Below are 16,015 nucleotides of genomic sequence, written 5' to 3'. Positions count from 1 at the left end.
AGTGTTGCCCATGCGTATATCCTTGCCGATCCATCGGATCGTGCCTCTCCTCCTCCTGGCGCTGGCAGCGTGCCAGACGGTTCCACCTTCCCCGCCCTCTGCGGCCTTCTCCACGACCCAGCAGCGGGCACTGCGCGAAAATGGTTTTGCAGAGACTGACCGGGGATGGGAGTTCGGCATGGCGGACCGGCTGTTGTTCGCAAGCGACGATAGCCGCGTTCGGCCCGAGCAGGCGGATCGAATCAGCAGGATCGCACAGGCGCTGCGCTCGGTGGGCATCGTGCGCCTACGCGTCGAAGGCTATACCGACAGCACCGGCCGGATCTCCCATAATGACGCGCTGTCGCTGGCCCGTGCCAAGGCCGTGGGCGATGCGCTCGTCGGCGGCGGCCTGCCGCGGGGCGGCATCGTCGTCGCCGGGCTCGGCCAGCGTCAGCCGATCGAGACCAACCGCACCGCTGCCGGACGCGCCGAGAATCGGCGCGTCGTGATCGTCGTGCCGACGCCCTGAGGGGATTTGGCAGCCTGCGTCGCGCAGGCCGGCTGGAGGGGCGCTCAGCGACCGAGCATGGCATCCGGTCGAACCACCCGATCGAAGGTCGCTTCGTCGACGAGCCCGAGCGCCAGGCCGGCCTCTTTCAGCGTCAGCCCCTCATGATGGGCATGTTTGGCGATCTTGGCGGCATTGTCATAGCCGATCTCGGGCGCGAGCGCGGTGACCAGCATCAGCGATCGATCGAGCAGGGCGGCGATCCGCGCGCGATCGGGCTCCAGTCCGTCGAGGGCGCGCGCCGTGAAGCTTTCCATGCCGGTCGCGAGCAGGTCGATCGAGCGCAGCACATTGGCGCCGATCAGCGGCTTGAAGACGTTCAGCTCCATATGGCCCTGCAGCCCGCCGACAGTGATGGCGACATGATTGCCCATCACCTGCGCTGCGACCATGGTCAGCATCTCGCATTGGGTGGGATTGACCTTGCCCGGCATGATCGAACTGCCGGGTTCATTCTCGGGCAGATGGAGTTCGCCGAGGCCGCACCGCGGGCCGGAGCCCAGCAGGCGGATATCGTTCGCGATCTTGGAAAGCGAGACGGCGAGCGTGTTGAGCGTGCCGGAGAGATGAACGATCGGGTCGTTGGAGCCCAGCGCTTCGAACTTGTTGTCGGCGGTGCGAAACGGCAGGCCGGTGAGAGTGGCGATCTCGGCCGCGATCGCCTCGCCAAAACCGGCCGGCGCGTTGAGCCCCGTTCCGACGGCGGTGCCGCCCTGGGCGAGCGCGGTCATGCCATGCATTGCAGCCGGCTCGATCCGCTTGCGGTTGCGGTAGATCTGGTGTGCGTAGCCCGAAAATTCCTGGCCGAGCGTGAGCGGCGTCGCATCCTGCAGGTGGGTGCGGCCGATTTTGACGATGTCGTCCCAGGCCTTGGCCTTGGCGTCGAGCGCGGCGAAGATCCGGTCGAGCGCGGGAAAGAGCCGGCCGGACACCGCCCGTGCCGCGGCGATGTGCAGTGCGGTGGGAAAGCTGTCGTTGGACGACTGGCTCTGGTTGACATGGTCGTTGGGATGGACGGGCGATTTACCGCCACGCCGGCCGGTGAGGATTTCATTCGCGCGGCCGGCGATCACCTCGTTGACGTTCATGTTGCTTTGCGTGCCGGAGCCGGTCTGCCAGATCACCAGCGGGAACTGATCGTCGTGCAGGCCTTCGATCACCTCGGCCGCAGCCGCCTCGATCGCATCGGCAATCTCGCCGGGCAACCCGTGACGGCGGTTCACCCGCGCCGCCGCCCGTTTCACGATTGCGAGCCCATGGATGATCTCGATCGGCATCCGCTCGCGTGGTCCGAAGGGGAAATTCTCCAGCGATCGCTGCGTCTGGGCGCCCCAATAGGCGTCGGCAGGAACCTCGATCGGGCCGAAGCTGTCGGATTCGGTGCGGGTGGTCATCGGGAGCCTCGCGACTTTTTGGCCCTCCTCGCGTGCGGGAGAGGGTTGGGAGAGGGCCTTATTTTCAGCGGGAGCTCGCAGGGCGCTCTTTCGGCGCCTCCCCGACCCTTTCCCGCAAGCGAGGGAGGGGAATCTGGATTATTTCTTGCGGGTGAAATCCACCGAAACGACGTTCGATCCGTCCTCGACCGGTTGCGCGATCGGGTGGTCGTTCTCGGCCTTTTCGGTCGGCTCGTCCGCCTCTTCTTCGACATGTGCCTGGAATTGCAGGGCGAAATTCACGGCGGGATCGACGAAGCCGGTCACCGCAGCGAACGGAATGGCCAGGCGTGCGGGCACCTGGTTGAAGCTGAGGCCGACCTCGAAGCCGTCCTTGCCCACCTTCAGATCCCAGAAGCGATTCTGGATGACGATCGTCATCTCGTCGGGGAAGCGCTCCACGAGGTGCTTGGGAATGTCGACCCCCGGCGCCGTCGTCTTGAAGGTGATGTAGAAATGGTGGTTGCCGGGCAGGCCACCATTTTGCTGCACTTCTCCGAGCACGCGACCGACCACGGCGCGGAGCGCCTCCTGGACGATCTCGTCGTAGGGAATCAGGCTGTCGGGCGTCTGCTCGCTCATGGTTGCTAGGTGAACGCTGGGGCGGAAAGGGTCAAGACATTGCGAAGCGTGCCGATCGCGCTATAGCGGCGCGCCATGCGGACCGCCTCCATCCATCGCAAGACCAGCGAGACCGATGTCGCGATCGAAATCGATCTCGACGGCACCGGCGCCTACAGCGTTTCGACGGGCATCGGTTTCCTCGACCATATGGTCGAACAGCTCTCGCGTCATTCGCTGATCGATATCCGGATGACGGTGACGGGCGATCTGCACATCGATCCGCACCACACCACCGAGGACAGCGCGATCGCGCTCGGCGAGGCGTTCGCCAAGGCGCTCGGCGACAAGCGCGGCATCACCCGGTACGGCCATGCCTATGCGCCGATGGACGAAACGCTGACCCGCGTCGCGATCGACATCTCAGGCCGCCCCTTCCTGGTCTGGCGCACGGAATTCAGCCAGCCGCGGCTGGGCGAAATGGATACCGAGATGTTCGAGCACTGGTTCCACAGCTTCGCCCAGGCCGCCGGCATCACCCTGCATGTCGAGACGCTGTACGGGCGCAACAACCACCATATCGTTGAAAGCGCCTATAAGGCGCTGGCACGCGCTCTGCGCGCGGCCGTAGAAATCGATCCGCGCAAGGCGGATGCGATTCCTTCGACCAAGGGCACGCTGGGCGGGGGAGCCGAAGCCGATGGCTGAGCGCATCGCGCTCGTCGACTATGGCGCGGGCAATCTTCGTTCGGTCGAGAATGCTCTTCGCGCTGCCGGGGCCGAATCGATCGCGGTCACCTCGGATCCCGCCGACGTTCGCGCGGCGGACCGGGTCGTGCTGCCGGGCGTCGGCGCCTTTGCGGCCTGCATGGGCGCGCTGTCGGCGATTGGCGGCATGGTCGAGGCGATGGAGGAGGCGGTGCTGCGCGCCGGCCGGCCATTCCTGGGTATCTGCGTCGGAATGCAACTCATGGCGGACCGTGGTGAGGAGCATGGCATCCATCGCGGGCTCGGCTGGATCGGGGGTACGGTCGGCCGGCTGGAACCGACCGATCCCGCGCTGAAGGTGCCGCATATGGGCTGGAACGACGTGGTGCCGGTCCGTCCGCACGCGATGATCGTGCCCGGCGAGGCCTATTATTTGCACAGCTATGCCTTTGCGGCGACCGATCCGGCCGACGTGCTGGCGATCACCGACCATGGCGGCCCCGTCGTCGCGGCGATCGGCCGCGGCAACATGGTTGGTGCCCAATTCCATCCTGAGAAGAGCCAGGCCTATGGCCTCGCCTTCCTCGCCCGTTTCCTGGAGTGGCGGCCTTGAGCCTGATCGTGTTTCCAGCCATCGACCTCAAGGGCGGCCAGGTGGTGCGTCTGGCCGAGGGGGATATGGATCGGGCCACCGTCTATGGAGACGATCCCGCCGCACAGGCCCGGCGCTTCGCCGAAGATGGGGCGGATCACCTCCATGTCGTCGATCTCGACGGCGCCTTTGCCGGCAAATCGGTCAATCCCCAGGCGGTCGAGGCGATCGTCAGGGCCTTTCCCGGCAAGGTGCAGCTGGGCGGCGGTATTCGCGACCGGGCGGCGATCGATCGCTGGTTAGCGCTCGGGATCGACCGGGTGGTGATCGGCACCGCCGCGCTCACCGATCCCGATTTCGTGAAGGGCGCGGCGCGAGATCTGCCCGGACGGATCGTGGTCGGTGTCGATGCGCGCGACGGCTTCGTCGCGACGCATGGCTGGGCGGAGGTATCCGATATCGCGGTGGCGGATCTCGCCGCTCGCTTCGCCGATGCCGGCGTCGCTGCGCTGCTCTTTACCGACGTAGGCCGCGACGGGCTGCTCAAGGGCTGCAACGTCAAGGCGACGGTGGCGCTCGCGCGGCGGACGTCGATCCCGGTGATCGCCAGCGGTGGCGTCGCCGACATCACCGACATTCTCGAGCTTGCCCGAGCAAGCTCCGAGGGAATTGAAGGCGTGATCACCGGACGCGCGCTCTACGACGGGCGGCTCAGCCTGGCTGCCGCGCTCAAGGTGGCACGCGGATGAGCGTTCGGGCCCGCGTCATTCCCTGTCTCGACGTCGCCGGCGGTCGCGTCGTGAAAGGCGTCAACTTCGTCGATCTCGCCGATGCCGGCGATCCGGTGGAGCAGGCGCGGGTCTATGATGCGGCCGGCGCGGACGAGCTCTGCTTCCTCGACATCACCGCCAGCCATGAGGAGCGCGGCACGATCCTGGACGTCGTCGCCCGTACCGCGGCGGTGTGCTTCATGCCGCTCACCGTAGGCGGCGGCGTGCGGTCGGTCGAAGACGGCCGCGCCCTGCTGCTGGCCGGCGCCGACAAGGTGGCGATCAACTCCGCCGCGGTAGCGCGCCCCGCACTGGTCGCCGACCTCGCCGAGCGCTTCGGCAGCCAGTGCGTCGTCGGCGCCGTCGATGCGCGCCGTGTCGCGCCTGGCCGCTGGGAAGTGTTCACCCATGGCGGCCGAAAGCCCACCGGCATCGATGCCGTAGCCCATGCGCGCGAACTGGCCTCGCGCGGCGCGGGAGAATTGCTGGTGACCTCGATGGACCGGGACGGCACCCGCGACGGCTATGATCTGGAGCTGATCCGGATCATTTCCGACCAGGTCTCGATACCGGTGATCGCAAGCGGCGGTGTCGGCACGCTCGACCATCTCGTGCAGGGCATTACCGAGGGCCATGCCAGCGCCGTTCTGGCCGCTTCCATCTTCCATTTCGGTCAGCACAGCATTGCCGAGGCGCATGCTGCACTGCGCAGCGCCGGCCTCCCCGTCCGCAGCTGAGCGCGTCCGAACGACGGAAATGTCACGTATCTGTCGGTTAGATTTACATTAACCAATTGACATATCTTCGTGTTAACCTTTTTGCAGCGCGGAATTTCGCGAATCCTGTAAACTGGCGAGGTGCTTGCACATGCCAGGCCACCGACAGGTAAATATTTGCGTAACCTTAGTGAGCAGGGGTTCGGCATGATCAATCTTCGCACCGCGGCCGTGGCGTCGGCCATCGCCGTCGCCTTGGCAGGCACCACCCCGGCATCGGCCGGTTTCATCTCCTCTGGCGGCTGGAGCTCTTCCGGCGGCACCTGCAAGAAGCATTGCGGAACGACCAGCACGTCGTCCACCTCGGGCGGCACGACCACGTCGTCCACCTCGGGTGGCACGACCACGTCGAGCAGCAGCGGCGGCACGCCGGTACCCGAGCCTGCCGATTTCGCGCTGTTCGCCGCCGGCATTGCCGGCCTGGTGATCGGCCGCCGCAGCAGCCGTCGCCGCCGGACGAGCTGATCGGTTCAGGACGGTTGCGCTCCGGCCGTCCCCGCGTCAAAGGGCGGCATGGCCGGAACGCTCGAAAAACTGGAAGATACGATCGCCAAGCGCCGGGTCTCCGATCCGGCGCTTTCCTATGTCGCCAAGCTGACGGCCAGGGGCCGGGGCAAGATCGCCCAGAAGGTGGGTGAAGAAGCCGTCGAGACAGTGATTGCGGCGATCGAGGGGGATCGCGCTGCCGTCACCTCCGAATCGGCGGACCTGCTGTTCCATCTGCTCGTTCTGCTCGCCGACATGGATGTGCCGCTCGCCGAGGTGCTGGCGGAGCTGGAGCGGCGCGAAGGAACGTCCGGCCTTGCCGAAAAGGCCGCGCGCAAGGAGAGCTGAGCCCATGCCGATCGATCCCACCGCCGCCTATGATGACGGCAATGTCTTCGCCCGCATCCTGCGCGGTGAGCTGCCGTGCCGGAAAGTTTATGAGGATGCGCATGCGCTCGCCTTCCACGACATCAATCCGCAGGCGCCGGTGCATATCCTCGTCATTCCCAAGGGGCGCTATGTCTCCTGGGACGATTTCAGCGCCAAGGCCTCGGACGAGGAGATCGCCCACTTCATCCGCGCGGTTGGCGCGGTGGCGCGGCAGGAGGGGCTGGTCGAGCCGGGTTATCGCATGCTCGCCAATGTCGGACAGCACGGCCATCAGGAGGTGCCGCACCTTCACGTCCATCTTTTCGGCGGACGCCAATTCTACGCGATGGTTCCCGAATAGCGCGCTTTCCCGCTCCTGTTACGACCGGATGTAACGGCGCAAATGCCCGTTACAGGGCGCCGCAAGCCTATTGCGCGTGCAGGATTAGCGGTTAGGCTGCCCTCCCAATATGGTCCGGGCCACACAGTGCGGCCGGCCGCAGGGGACATCCATGATTTTCTGGCGCGTAAAGTCGCTCGATGCCATCCTCGCTACTGCTGAAAAGAAATCGCTGCACCGATCGCTAGGGCCGTTCCAGCTCACCATGCTGGGCATCGGCGGCATCATCGGTACGGGCATCTTCGTGCTGACGGCCGAGGCCGCGCAGAAGGCCGGTCCGGCGATGATGATCAGCTTCCTTCTGGCTGCTTTCGTATGCGGTGTCGCGGCACTCTGCTATGCCGAGCTCGCTGCGATGGTGCCGGTTTCGGGTTCGGCATATACCTACACCTATGCCGTGCTGGGCGAATTTCTGGCCTGGATCGTCGGTTGGGCGCTGGTGCTCGAATATGCCGTCGCCGCGAGCGCCGTGGCGGTCGGCTGGTCGGGCTATATCGTCGGCCTGCTCGATCATCTGCTGGGCATCCATGTGCCCGACGTCATCGCGAATGGCGATGGGCTGATCGCGCGGATGCAGATGGCGATCGGCATGGAAGCGACTCCGGATCTTCTCAAGGCCGCTGAAGTCGGCGGGATCGTCAATTTTCCCGCGGTGCTCATCGCGGGGCTTGTGACCTGGCTGCTCGTGATCGGCACCAAGGAGAGTGCGACGGTCAACGCCGCGCTCGTCGCCATCAAGCTGGCAGCGCTGCTGCTGTTCATCGCCTTCGCGGTGCCCTTGATCCAGATGGATCATTTCGTCCCGTTTGCCCCGCTCGGCAGCGTGGGCGTGATCGGGGCGGCTTCTTCCATCTTCTTCGCCTTCGTCGGGTTTGATGCGGTCTCGACCGCGGCGGAGGAAACCAAGAATCCGCAACGCAACGTGCCGATCGGATTGATCGGCAGTCTCGTGATCTGCACCATTCTCTACATGCTGGTCGCGGCGGGTGCCGTCGGCTCGTTCGGCGCCCAGCCGGTGATGGAAGCCAATGGCGCGATGATCTCGCCGGGTTCAGCGGAGCTCGCCGGAAAATGTGCGAGCCTCGCGGCAGCGGGCACAAATCCGCTGGTCTGTTCCAAGGAGGCGCTGGCTCATGTGCTGCGCTCGATCGGGCATCCCGCGGTCGGCAACCTGCTCGGCCTGGCAGCCGGGTTCGCGCTGCCGTCGGTGATCCTGATGATGATGTTCGGCCAGACCCGCATCTTCTTCGTGATGTCGCGTGACGGCCTGCTGCCAAAGCGGTTCAGCGCGGTGCATCCGAAGTACAAGACGCCGCACGTCATCACGATCGTCACCGGTATCGCGGTCGCGATCGCGGCCGCTTTCTTCCCCGTGGGCAAGCTGGCCGATATTTCGAACTCAGGCACGCTCTGCGCCTTCTTCTTCGTCGCGATCGCTGTGATGATTCTTCGGCGGACGGAGCCGAATCGCAGGCGAGTCTTCCGCACGCCGCTGGTCTGGATCGTGGCCCCGCTGGCCGCGGCCGGCTGCTTGCTGCTGTTCTTCTATCTGCCGCCGGCCGCGATGATCGTGTTCCCGGTCTGGGCGATCATCGGTCTCTTCATCTATTTTGGCTATTCGATGCGCCGCAGCCATGTCGGCCTCGGCATCGTCGAAGTGCATGAGGAGGATGCCGACGCACCGCCGCAACCCGTGCCGCCGATCGCATAAGTGGTTGCCCCGGGCCATCTGCCCGGGGCTTCCGTTTTCAGGCGCCGAGGCGGCGGGCGATCAGCGTCTTGATGTCGGATTCGGGCCGGGCGCCGAAATGGGAAATCACCTCGGCCGCGGCGATCGCGCCCATGGTGAGGCTGTCGGTGACGTCCAGCCCCTTGGCCTGCCCGGCGAGGAAGCCGGCGGCGAACAGGTCGCCGGCGCCGGTGGTGTCGACGATCTGGTCGATCGGTTCGGCCGGCACTTGGAAGCGTTCTCCATCCTTCACCGCCAGCGCGCCCTTTTCGGAGCGGGTGACGACGAGCGTCGGCACCTGCTGCGCCGTTGCGGAAACCGCCGCCTCGAAATCGTCGGTCTCGTTGAGTGACAGGATCTCGGCTTCGTTCGCGAACAGGATGTCGACATCGCCATCGGCGATGAGCGCGCGGAAATCGGCGCGGTGCCGCTCGATGCAGAAGGCGTCGGAGAGGCTGAAGGCGACTTTGCGGCCGGCGCCGTGCGCGATCTCGATCGCGGCGCGCATCGCGGCGCGCGGCTGCTCCGGATCCCACAAATAGCCTTCGAGATAGAGAATCTCTGCCGACGCGATCAGATCGCGATCGATCGCTTCCTCCGGCAGATATTGCGATGCGCCGAGATAGGTGTTCATCGTGCGCTGTCCATCGGGGGTCACCAGGATCAGGCAGCGGGCCGTCGGCGGATCGCCCGCGCGCGCCGCGGTGCGGAAGGCGACGCCCAGCGCCCGGATGTCATGTGCAAACACTTCGCCGAGCTGGTCCTGCGCCACCTGGCCGATGAAGCCGCACTTGCCGCCCAGCGCGGCGATGCCGGCCACCGTGTTCGCGGCCGAACCGCCGCTCGCCTCTATGCCGGGCGCCATGCGGCCGTAGAGTCCCTCGGCGGTTTCCGTGTCGATCAACCGCATCGATCCCTTGGCGATGCCTTCGCGATCGATGAACGCATCGTCTGCTCGCGCAATCACGTCCACGATGGCATTGCCGATCGCCACGATATCGAGGGTTGCTTCGCTCACGCCGTCGCTCCATCCGCCTGTTTGCACAGGCCGCGCCTAGACGCGGGATCGATGCGACGCAATGCGTGTGCGATGCGTCTGGCGTGAAGGCACGGCCTGGCTCGGGTGAGTACCAATCGGGTAGGATGATCTATGGCACGATCACTGGTTCTTTCCGGCGGGTTCGCCGTCCTGACGCTATTGTCGGCGTGCGCGCCGGAAACCCCGCCGAAGACGGCCGGGCCGCCGCCCAAGGCGGCGCTTCCGATCGCCGGGCTCGAACGGGTGATGGGCAAAGATGCGCGCTCGCTCATGGCCTTGTTCGGCACGCCCGATCAGGACCTGCGCGAGCAGAGCGGGGCGCGGCGGCTGCAATTTGCGAGCTCTGTCTGCGTGCTCGATGCTTATCTCTATCCGCCCGGCCAGGGTGCCGAGGCGGTCGTCACCTATGTCGACGCGCGCATGCCCAATGGTGAGGATGTCGATCGCGCCTCCTGCGTGGCGGCACTGAGCCGGCGCAAGGAGGCGCGCTGAGCGGCTTCGCGCCGCGCCTTTCGGCGCGTAGGCAAACCTTTATCCTTCCGCAGCGTTATCGCCTCATATAGCCTCGTGGCACCCAACAGGGGAGGACGACATGATCCGGATGGTGATCGGCAGCCTTGCCGGGGCGGTGGCGATGTTCGTCGTGGGATTTCTCTTCTTCGCGACGCCGCTGCAGCTAGTCGGCCTTTCGACCGCAGGCGACGCTCCGAATGCGGCGATACAGGTGGCGCTGGCGCAGAATCTGCCGGGAACCGGCACCTATGTCGTCCCCTCGCCGATGACCGCGCCTGGCGCCGTGCTTTATGGCAAGGGCCCGATCGCGGTGGTGCATTACAACAGCCTCGGCTTTTCCTCCTCCAGCATGGCGGTGGTGGTGGCGGGCTTCGTCCATGAATGGATCGTCGCGCTGATCCTCGGCTTTGCGCTGCTCGGTATCGCCGGCCGCGTGACCGACTTCGCCTCCCGCATGCGGCTGCTGCTGCTCTTCTCGGTCGGGGCAAGCGCGCTTACCCTCTTTTCCGACCCGATCTGGATGCACCAGGATTGGCGCTATGCCATTTATTCCTTCGTCGGCAGCGTCGCGATGCTGGCGGCTGCGGGCATCGTGATCGCGCGCTGGTTCCTGCCGAACGGTTCAACCGTCCAGTAGCGCGAGGAAGCGGGCTGCGGCCTCGAAATCCCTGCGGCGCGCGGCGCGTGCGTCGGCCGCGAACGGATCCTCGCCCCATTGCTCGGCCTGCCACAGCTCGTCGAGATGGGTCGCCTCGAAGGCCGTGCCGGCCTCGATCCGGCCCTCCGCCAGCGCCAACGCGGCGACGAGCGAGCCGCCGATCGTGACCAGCGGGGACAGGGCGGCAAGACGGAACGGATCGCACGCGGCCAGCGCGGCCGCGAGGCGCGCGACGGTCGCTTCATGCTGGGCGCGATGGACGATGCCGGTCACGACCTCGAAGCCGATGTCGTAGCGGCCGCGTGCCCATTCTAGCAACGGGTCCCAGGCTTCGGCCTGGCGGGCGACCAGATCCGCCGGCTCGTCGGCGCGATAGCAGAGCAGGTCCGTCTCGGCATAGGGTGCCAGCGTGGCGGTAAATGCGTCGGGATCCGGCGCGACGCGATCGATCGCGGCATTGGCGAGGCCGGTGAGTGGCATCGTGCGCGGATCGATCGTCTCGCCTTGCGCACGCCATTCCTCCGCGACGGCCTCGGCCAGCGCCGCGCCGGGCAGCATCAGCGGCTGGCGGGCTGGGGTCTTAACGCTCCGCCCGTCGAGCAGGATGGACCGGTCATCGCCGATCGCGACTGTCTTGTAGAAACGTTTCATGGCGCAGGCGGGCTTCTCCAGCGGCGGGCCAGCAGGCGAGGCAGGCCGAATGTCGCGACGATGCCGGCGAGGAACAGAGCGATGCCGAGCTCCGGCCAGCCGCCGACTTGCAGCAGATCGCCGTACCAGACCACCAGCCCGAACAAGGCGAGGGCGGTGCCGGCTAGATGGCAGGCAACGATCAGCCGATAGCGCAGCCGGGCCGCGTGGCTCTCGTCCGATGGCGTCATCGCAGCGACTCCAGCAGGGGCGGCAGCTCGCGCGGGTCGCTCACCACATGGTCGGCGCCCTCGGCGAACAGCTCGGCAGGCTCGTGATAGCCCCAGGCGACGCCGATCGCGGTGACGCCGGCCTGCTTGGCCATGCCGATGTCGAAGGCGGTGTCGCCGATCATCACCGTCGTCGCCGGCTCTGCGCCGGCCTCCGCCATAGCCGCCTCCAGCATGGAGGGATGGGGTTTGGAAGGATGGCGGTCGGCCGTCTGCAGCGTCACGAAATGATGCGCGATTCGGTTGTGATCGAGGCAGAAGCCGAGGCCGCGATCGGACTTGCCGGTGGCGACGCCGAGCAGCCAGCCTGCGGTTTCGATCCGTGCGATCGCCTCGGCGATCCCGTCGAACAGCGGCTCGGCGACCAGCCCGCGGCTGCGCAGATCGTGGAAGGCCTGCTTATAATCCTCCGCCATTCCGACGTGACGATCGTGCGGGGCATCGGGGTGCAGCGTGCGGACCGCCTCGACCAGGCTGAGCCCTACGACCCGGCGGGTGAGGCGGCGCGGCGGCAGAGGCAGCTCCGCCTTCGCGAAGCAGGCTTCCATCGCCAGGCAGATGTTGGCTGCCGAATCGACCAGCGTGCCGTCGCAATCGAACACGGCGAGGCGATTCATTGCCCGGTCTCGTGCATCAGCCGCGTCCCCGCCCGCGCCGTTCGCCGCGGCGTTCCTTGCGGCGTGCCTTGGCGGCGGCGGTGACGGCGCGCCGCTTGCCTTCCGCGGTTTCGGAGAATTTCACCTCATCCAGCGGCAATGCATCGCCAAGCGCGACGTCGAAGCCGAGATGGCCGAGGCTTTCGGCGATATGGCCGGGCAGGTCGGCCGTCACGTCGATCGTGCCGCCATCGGGATGGTCGACGCGGATGCGCCGCGCATGCAGATGCATCTTGCGGCTTATCCCGCCGCTCAGAAACGCGTCCGGCCCGCCATATTTTCCGTCGCCGACGATCGGATGCCCGATTGCCGCCAGATGCACGCGCAGCTGATGGGTGCGGCCGGTATAGGGTTGCAGCTCAACCCAGGCTGCGCGATTGCCCGCGCGCTCGATCACGCGATAGCGGGTGCGCGCAGGCAGGCCCTCCTTTTCGTCGACATGCATCTTCTCGCCGCCGGTGCCCGGCTGCTTGGCAATCGGCAATTCGATCATGCCATCCTCGATCGAGGGTACGCCGGTGATCAGCGCCCAATAGACCTTGCGGGCCGTGCGGCTGGAGAATGCCTTGGCGAAATGGCCGGCGGCGCGGGCATTGCGCGCCAGCAGCAGCGCGCCCGACGTATCCTTGTCGAGTCGATGGACCAGCTTGGGCCGCCCTTCCGCTTCGAACTGCAAGGCGTCCAGCAGGCCGTCGAGATGCTTTTCGGTCTTGGTGCCGCCCTGGGTCGCAAGGCCAGGCGGCTTGTTGACCACCAGCGCCGCCTTGTCGCGATGGATGACCATGCTCTGTGCGAAATCGATCTCGTCGGCGCTGAGTGGCGGGCGTTCGCGCTTCGGCCGCGCGGTGGCAGGCGCGGGGGCCTCGGCCGGAGGCACGCGGATCTGCTGGCCGGCTTCGATCCGGTCGCCCGGGGTGGCGCGTTTGCCGTCCACGCGGAGCTGGCCGGTGCGCGCCCAGCGGGACACGACGTTGAAGCTGGTATCCGGCATGTGCCGCTTGAACCAGCGGTCCAGCCGGATGCCGTCGTCGTCCGCGCCGACGGTGAACTGGCGGACGTCGCCGGCGGGGGCGGAGGATTTGGCGGAAGTTTCGCTCATGCCAGGGCCCTTACCATATAGACGCCCCCGATCAGCATCAGCACCGATCCGGTGACCGAGGAGACCGCATAGGCGACGGCCATCACGGGCTCGCCGCGCTGGAGCATGTTGAACGTCTCCAGGCTGAAGGCGGAGAAGGTGGTGAAGCCGCCGAGCACGCCGACGCCGAGGAACAGGCGAAGCTGCTCGCCGCCTTCGCTGGAACGGGCCAGCACCCCGGCAAGCACGCCCATCAGGAAGCCGCCGAGCAGGTTGATGATCCACGTGCCCCAGGGAAAGCCCGGGCCCATGAAGCGCAGCGCCATGGTGCTGACATGATAGCGGAAGCCGGCGCCGATGGCGCCGCCCAGCATGACGAGGAGAAGTGGTGGCATATGCCGCCCTTAAAGGGCTTTGGTCGCCCACGGAACCGCCTCGATGCTTTTTGCGGCTCGGTATGGCAGAATGCGGGCGCCCGGGCGGTGGCGGCGGCGCGCCCGGCGCGTGGTCAGTGGCGCATCGCCCAGGCGATGAGGCGCAGCAGGCGTGGCATCGAGGCGCGGCGGTGGAAGGCAGGGGCCGGGATCATGGGCTTCCCTTGGCAGTCCCCGGTCACAACTCCGTGACGGCGCGGTTACAGCAATGTGACGCAGTGCCTGCCGGCTCCGAGCGGGAGCGGACGGATTTTCGCCCCAAATCGGCGGCGAGGGCCCCGCCCAGGGGTCAGTCGCCGATATTGGTGATCAGGTCGACGTCGCTGCCGCCATTCGCCCGGGGCGTGACGATCAGATAATAGGCGCTGCCGTCCAGGTCGCGCGTGCCCTCCAGGATATGGTCCTCCTGCTTCATCAGATGGCGTGCATCGAAGCCCGAGCGGACGGCCTTGGTGTAATAGAAATCAATCACCGTCTTGAGCGGCGCGCTCGTCGAGAAGCTGACGATGCGGACGCGGCAGCCGGGCGCGTCGTCGCCCGCCGCCTCGCTGACCACGGCATTGGGGAAGAGCGGTACGTCCAGCGGCAGGCGCTGTGCCCAGGCCTGGCTATATTCGAGATCCGGCGCACAGCCGCGTGTCGCGCCCTTCGGCGATTTCGACTGTTCCTCGGCCAGCGCGCCGAGCGTCATCGTCCCGCGGCCTCCGTCCGGGGCGAGTCGCGTGGGCGCGGGCGCCTGCAGCTTCTTGCCGCCGGCCGTGGGTTCGGGTGGGACGACGAGCGACGCGCTCGGCGGAATGGGCGCCTGCACCGGCCCGCCAGTCGATCGCGCGCTATGATCGTTGGATTGCTGCGTCAGTGACGGATCGACCATGATCTGGTCCTCCAGCGCGCTGGTCAGCGCGGGATCCGTCTGGTTGTCGCCCGCATTGCCGATCAGCTCATTGTCGAGCTGATCGGTATTGGCGCCTCCCTTGCCGTGGCAGGCGGCAAGCGCCAGCGCGCAGGCGCCGAGCGCGGCCAAGCCTAGTCGTGTTCGATTGTGCCCCATCCCGCTCACCCTATAAGGCCAAGTGGTTGAAGAAGCGTTAGGCCTGATGATCAGCCCGCCAACATCGCCCACACGATCAGCAGGAGGCCCGCGAGGCCGATCATGAAGATCAGCGAACGAAGCACCGGAATGCCGAACGCGTAGACGGGAAGATAGACGAGGCGTGACCAGAAATAGAGATGCGCGCCCAAGGCCGTCTTCCAGCCGAGATGCCCGGTTGCAGCCGCGCCGAGCAGCGCCCCGATGAACAGCGGCAAGGTTTCGTAGAAATTCGCCTGCGCGCGGGCGAGGCGCCCGGCGACGGGATCGAGCGGCGGCAGGCTCTCGTCGCGAGGGCCCATATTCCATCGGGTGCCATATTGGCGGGTCTTGGCGCCTGCCGCCGCGAATATGTGGACGAGCGCGAGCAGAAGCGTGGCGCCGAGCAGGATGAATTCGATCCGCACCGTTCAGCCCTCCGTTCCGGCGCAGGGCGTGACCTGCGTGGTGGCTCCGCCGCGATTGACGGCGAGATGGAAGCGGACGTTGTTCGTCACGCGCACCGTCATAAGCGTTTCGCCTCTCGTTTGCCAGACGACCAAGCTGCTCTTGCGATGTTCGCCGGTCGCAAGGGCAGCCAGCCCGGCCTTCAGCATAAGGTGCGATGCGTTCATCCCCATCCTCCCGTTGCGCGGCGACGCCGCCAGCGAACAGATGTAACCGCATCGGTGCGGCGCAGAACAGCGCCGGCGCGCATCATTCGCCGGTGAAGACGATCGTTCCCGACGATCCCGCGCCCTCCGGCTGCAGCGCGACGCGCACATCCTTGTGAGGCGGCTTGGCGGCCGCGAGTGCCATGTCGCCGCTGGACGCCACTGCGACGCTGTAGCCACGATCCGAGAAGGCCTTGCGATAATAGTCAAGCAGCCTTGCCGGCGCGTCCCCGCTGGAAAAGACGATGGTGACCTTGCCCCGGTCCTTCCTGTCGGGTTGTCTGTCATCGGCCAGCACGTTCATCCCGCTTACTCTCGTGCCCGGATAGAGCTTTACGCCGTCTACATCCATGTGGGCGGCGTCCATATCCATCTTCGGCATCTGGATGTTGGCCTTGAGATCCTTGGTGTCGAGCGAGAATTGGCCGTCCGTCGTGTTGATCGAGACGCTGCTCGTCCCATTGTCCTCATCGTTCGCGCTGATCTTCGCGTTGCAGCCGGACAGCAACAGGGCGGCGAGCGCCGCCGACAGGGGAAGGCTCCGCATTCTACTCTCCTTTTCCGACAGCTTAGCCATGCTGTATTATGGTGGCAACACAG

At 66.4% G+C, this 16,015-nt stretch carries 23 protein-coding genes; 11 read left to right on the top strand and 12 right to left on the bottom strand.

Annotation, left to right across the window (positions count from 1 at the left end):
- Positions 1-10: 10 nt before the first annotated feature.
- A complete protein-coding gene (locus GQY20_RS09190; RefSeq protein WP_157216739.1) occupies positions 11-511 on the top strand; it encodes an OmpA family protein in 501 nt (166 codons plus the stop codon).
- Positions 512-555: 44 nt separating this feature from the next.
- On the opposite strand, the gene fumC is transcribed toward GQY20_RS09190, so the two are convergent.
- Positions 556-1,944: a class II fumarate hydratase gene (gene fumC / locus GQY20_RS09185; protein WP_157216738.1), complete on the bottom strand. Its 1,389-nt coding sequence runs from the start codon at positions 1,942-1,944 to the stop codon at positions 556-558.
- A 138-nt stretch (positions 1,945-2,082) separates the two neighbouring features.
- The gene (locus GQY20_RS09180; protein ID WP_157216737.1) at positions 2,083-2,565 is read right to left on the bottom strand and encodes an SspB family protein; all 483 of its coding nucleotides are present in this window, start codon (positions 2,563-2,565) and stop codon (positions 2,083-2,085) included.
- Between the two features lie 75 nt (positions 2,566-2,640).
- On the opposite strand from GQY20_RS09180, the gene hisB reads away from it, so the two are divergent.
- From hisB to GQY20_RS09140, 8 genes are all read left to right on the top strand, one after another.
- Positions 2,641-3,252, top strand: coding sequence for an imidazoleglycerol-phosphate dehydratase HisB (gene hisB, locus GQY20_RS09175; RefSeq protein WP_157216736.1), 612 nt, complete (start codon positions 2,641-2,643; stop codon positions 3,250-3,252).
- On the top strand, positions 3,245-3,865 hold the full coding sequence (gene hisH, locus GQY20_RS09170) for an imidazole glycerol phosphate synthase subunit HisH (RefSeq protein WP_157216735.1): 621 nt from the start codon (positions 3,245-3,247) through the stop codon (positions 3,863-3,865). The genes hisB and hisH overlap by 8 nt, the downstream gene beginning before the upstream one ends.
- The gene (gene hisA / locus GQY20_RS09165; RefSeq protein WP_157216734.1) at positions 3,862-4,593 is read left to right on the top strand and encodes a 1-(5-phosphoribosyl)-5-[(5-phosphoribosylamino)methylideneamino]imidazole-4-carboxamide isomerase; all 732 of its coding nucleotides are present in this window, start codon (positions 3,862-3,864) and stop codon (positions 4,591-4,593) included. The genes hisH and hisA overlap by 4 nt, the downstream gene beginning before the upstream one ends.
- The gene (gene hisF, locus GQY20_RS09160; RefSeq protein WP_157216733.1) at positions 4,590-5,351 is read left to right on the top strand and encodes an imidazole glycerol phosphate synthase subunit HisF; all 762 of its coding nucleotides are present in this window, start codon (positions 4,590-4,592) and stop codon (positions 5,349-5,351) included. Before hisA ends, hisF begins: the two co-directional genes overlap by 4 nt.
- 186 nt (positions 5,352-5,537) lie before the next feature.
- Positions 5,538-5,855 (top strand): hypothetical protein, encoded by a 318-nt coding sequence (locus GQY20_RS32075; RefSeq protein WP_198350884.1) that lies wholly within the window; start codon positions 5,538-5,540, stop codon positions 5,853-5,855.
- A gap of 48 nt (positions 5,856-5,903) precedes the next feature.
- Entirely contained in the window at positions 5,904-6,224 is a 321-nt protein-coding gene (locus GQY20_RS09150) for a phosphoribosyl-ATP diphosphatase (RefSeq protein WP_157216732.1), read from the top strand.
- Positions 6,225-6,228: 4 nt separating this feature from the next.
- Complete coding sequence (locus GQY20_RS09145) at positions 6,229-6,606, top strand: histidine triad nucleotide-binding protein (protein WP_157216731.1); 378 nt, start codon at positions 6,229-6,231, stop codon at positions 6,604-6,606.
- 151 nt (positions 6,607-6,757) lie between these two features.
- Positions 6,758-8,356: an amino acid permease gene (locus GQY20_RS09140; RefSeq protein ID WP_157216730.1), complete on the top strand. Its 1,599-nt coding sequence runs from the start codon at positions 6,758-6,760 to the stop codon at positions 8,354-8,356.
- A 37-nt stretch (positions 8,357-8,393) separates the two neighbouring features.
- On the opposite strand, the gene GQY20_RS09135 is transcribed toward GQY20_RS09140, so the two are convergent.
- The gene (locus GQY20_RS09135; protein ID WP_157216729.1) at positions 8,394-9,392 is read right to left on the bottom strand and encodes an adenosine kinase; all 999 of its coding nucleotides are present in this window, start codon (positions 9,390-9,392) and stop codon (positions 8,394-8,396) included.
- Positions 9,393-9,524: 132 nt separating this feature from the next.
- Between GQY20_RS09135 and GQY20_RS09130 the strand changes: the two genes are divergently transcribed.
- Both GQY20_RS09130 and GQY20_RS09125 read left to right on the top strand, forming a co-directional pair.
- A complete protein-coding gene (locus GQY20_RS09130) occupies positions 9,525-9,905 on the top strand; it encodes a hypothetical protein (RefSeq protein WP_157216728.1) in 381 nt (126 codons plus the stop codon).
- A gap of 100 nt (positions 9,906-10,005) precedes the next feature.
- Positions 10,006-10,563: a hypothetical protein gene (locus GQY20_RS09125; RefSeq protein WP_157216727.1), complete on the top strand. Its 558-nt coding sequence runs from the start codon at positions 10,006-10,008 to the stop codon at positions 10,561-10,563.
- On the opposite strand, the gene GQY20_RS09120 is transcribed toward GQY20_RS09125, so the two are convergent.
- The 9 genes from GQY20_RS09120 to GQY20_RS09080 all read right to left on the bottom strand — a co-directional run bounded on the left by GQY20_RS09120 (position 10,549) and on the right by GQY20_RS09080 (position 15,962).
- Positions 10,549-11,235, bottom strand: coding sequence for an ATP12 family chaperone protein (locus GQY20_RS09120; protein ID WP_157216726.1), 687 nt, complete (start codon positions 11,233-11,235; stop codon positions 10,549-10,551). The genes GQY20_RS09125 and GQY20_RS09120 overlap by 15 nt on opposite strands.
- Positions 11,232-11,465, bottom strand: a complete 234-nt coding sequence (locus tag GQY20_RS09115) for a hypothetical protein (protein WP_157216725.1) — start codon at positions 11,463-11,465, stop codon at positions 11,232-11,234. The genes GQY20_RS09120 and GQY20_RS09115 overlap by 4 nt, the downstream gene beginning before the upstream one ends.
- The gene (locus GQY20_RS09110) at positions 11,462-12,121 is read right to left on the bottom strand and encodes an HAD-IA family hydrolase (RefSeq protein ID WP_157216724.1); all 660 of its coding nucleotides are present in this window, start codon (positions 12,119-12,121) and stop codon (positions 11,462-11,464) included. Before GQY20_RS09110 ends, GQY20_RS09115 begins: the two co-directional genes overlap by 4 nt.
- Positions 12,122-12,137: 16 nt before the next feature.
- On the bottom strand, positions 12,138-13,259 hold the full coding sequence (locus tag GQY20_RS09105; RefSeq protein ID WP_157216723.1) for an RluA family pseudouridine synthase: 1,122 nt from the start codon (positions 13,257-13,259) through the stop codon (positions 12,138-12,140).
- Positions 13,256-13,633, bottom strand: a complete 378-nt coding sequence (gene crcB, locus GQY20_RS09100) for a fluoride efflux transporter CrcB (protein WP_157216722.1) — start codon at positions 13,631-13,633, stop codon at positions 13,256-13,258. The genes GQY20_RS09105 and crcB overlap by 4 nt, the downstream gene beginning before the upstream one ends.
- 328 nt (positions 13,634-13,961) lie before the next feature.
- Positions 13,962-14,696 carry a hypothetical protein gene (locus GQY20_RS09095; RefSeq protein WP_157216721.1) on the bottom strand — a complete coding sequence of 245 codons (735 nt, stop codon included), beginning with the start codon at positions 14,694-14,696 and terminating at the stop codon, positions 13,962-13,964.
- Positions 14,697-14,773: 77 nt separating this feature from the next.
- Positions 14,774-15,169 carry an MAPEG family protein gene (locus GQY20_RS09090; protein WP_157216720.1) on the bottom strand — a complete coding sequence of 132 codons (396 nt, stop codon included), beginning with the start codon at positions 15,167-15,169 and terminating at the stop codon, positions 14,774-14,776.
- Positions 15,170-15,172: 3 nt separating this feature from the next.
- Positions 15,173-15,376 carry a hypothetical protein gene (locus GQY20_RS09085; protein ID WP_157216719.1) on the bottom strand — a complete coding sequence of 68 codons (204 nt, stop codon included), beginning with the start codon at positions 15,374-15,376 and terminating at the stop codon, positions 15,173-15,175.
- A gap of 82 nt (positions 15,377-15,458) precedes the next feature.
- Positions 15,459-15,962: a hypothetical protein gene (locus tag GQY20_RS09080; protein ID WP_157216718.1), complete on the bottom strand. Its 504-nt coding sequence runs from the start codon at positions 15,960-15,962 to the stop codon at positions 15,459-15,461.
- Between the last annotated feature and the right edge of the window lie 53 nt (positions 15,963-16,015).

Source organism: Flavisphingomonas formosensis (genome assembly GCF_009755815.1).
Taxonomy (GTDB): domain Bacteria; phylum Pseudomonadota; class Alphaproteobacteria; order Sphingomonadales; family Sphingomonadaceae; genus Flavisphingomonas; species Flavisphingomonas formosensis.
This window is presented reverse-complemented; position numbering and strand designations above follow the sequence as displayed.

What these genes read in the sequence shown, in the direction of transcription:
- GQY20_RS09190 (WP_157216739.1), top strand. Translation starts at nt 11, where the DNA reads ATGCGTATATCCTTGCCGATCCATCGGATCGTGCCTCTCCTCCTCCTG.
- fumC (WP_157216738.1), bottom strand. Translation starts at nt 1,944, where the DNA reads ATGACCACCCGCACCGAATCCGACAGCTTCGGCCCGATCGAGGTTCCT.
- GQY20_RS09180 (WP_157216737.1), bottom strand. Translation starts at nt 2,565, where the DNA reads ATGAGCGAGCAGACGCCCGACAGCCTGATTCCCTACGACGAGATCGTC.
- hisB (WP_157216736.1), top strand. Translation starts at nt 2,641, where the DNA reads ATGCGGACCGCCTCCATCCATCGCAAGACCAGCGAGACCGATGTCGCG.
- hisH (WP_157216735.1), top strand. Translation starts at nt 3,245, where the DNA reads ATGGCTGAGCGCATCGCGCTCGTCGACTATGGCGCGGGCAATCTTCGT.
- hisF (WP_157216733.1), top strand. Translation starts at nt 4,590, where the DNA reads ATGAGCGTTCGGGCCCGCGTCATTCCCTGTCTCGACGTCGCCGGCGGT.
- GQY20_RS32075 (WP_198350884.1), top strand. Translation starts at nt 5,538, where the DNA reads ATGATCAATCTTCGCACCGCGGCCGTGGCGTCGGCCATCGCCGTCGCC.
- GQY20_RS09150 (WP_157216732.1), top strand. Translation starts at nt 5,904, where the DNA reads ATGGCCGGAACGCTCGAAAAACTGGAAGATACGATCGCCAAGCGCCGG.
- GQY20_RS09145 (WP_157216731.1), top strand. Translation starts at nt 6,229, where the DNA reads ATGCCGATCGATCCCACCGCCGCCTATGATGACGGCAATGTCTTCGCC.
- GQY20_RS09140 (WP_157216730.1), top strand. Translation starts at nt 6,758, where the DNA reads ATGATTTTCTGGCGCGTAAAGTCGCTCGATGCCATCCTCGCTACTGCT.
- GQY20_RS09130 (WP_157216728.1), top strand. Translation starts at nt 9,525, where the DNA reads ATGGCACGATCACTGGTTCTTTCCGGCGGGTTCGCCGTCCTGACGCTA.
- GQY20_RS09125 (WP_157216727.1), top strand. Translation starts at nt 10,006, where the DNA reads ATGATCCGGATGGTGATCGGCAGCCTTGCCGGGGCGGTGGCGATGTTC.
- GQY20_RS09120 (WP_157216726.1), bottom strand. Translation starts at nt 11,235, where the DNA reads ATGAAACGTTTCTACAAGACAGTCGCGATCGGCGATGACCGGTCCATC.
- GQY20_RS09115 (WP_157216725.1), bottom strand. Translation starts at nt 11,465, where the DNA reads ATGACGCCATCGGACGAGAGCCACGCGGCCCGGCTGCGCTATCGGCTG.
- GQY20_RS09110 (WP_157216724.1), bottom strand. Translation starts at nt 12,121, where the DNA reads ATGAATCGCCTCGCCGTGTTCGATTGCGACGGCACGCTGGTCGATTCG.
- GQY20_RS09105 (WP_157216723.1), bottom strand. Translation starts at nt 13,259, where the DNA reads ATGAGCGAAACTTCCGCCAAATCCTCCGCCCCCGCCGGCGACGTCCGC.
- crcB (WP_157216722.1), bottom strand. Translation starts at nt 13,633, where the DNA reads ATGCCACCACTTCTCCTCGTCATGCTGGGCGGCGCCATCGGCGCCGGC.
- GQY20_RS09085 (WP_157216719.1), bottom strand. Translation starts at nt 15,376, where the DNA reads ATGAACGCATCGCACCTTATGCTGAAGGCCGGGCTGGCTGCCCTTGCG.
- GQY20_RS09080 (WP_157216718.1), bottom strand. Translation starts at nt 15,962, where the DNA reads ATGCGGAGCCTTCCCCTGTCGGCGGCGCTCGCCGCCCTGTTGCTGTCC.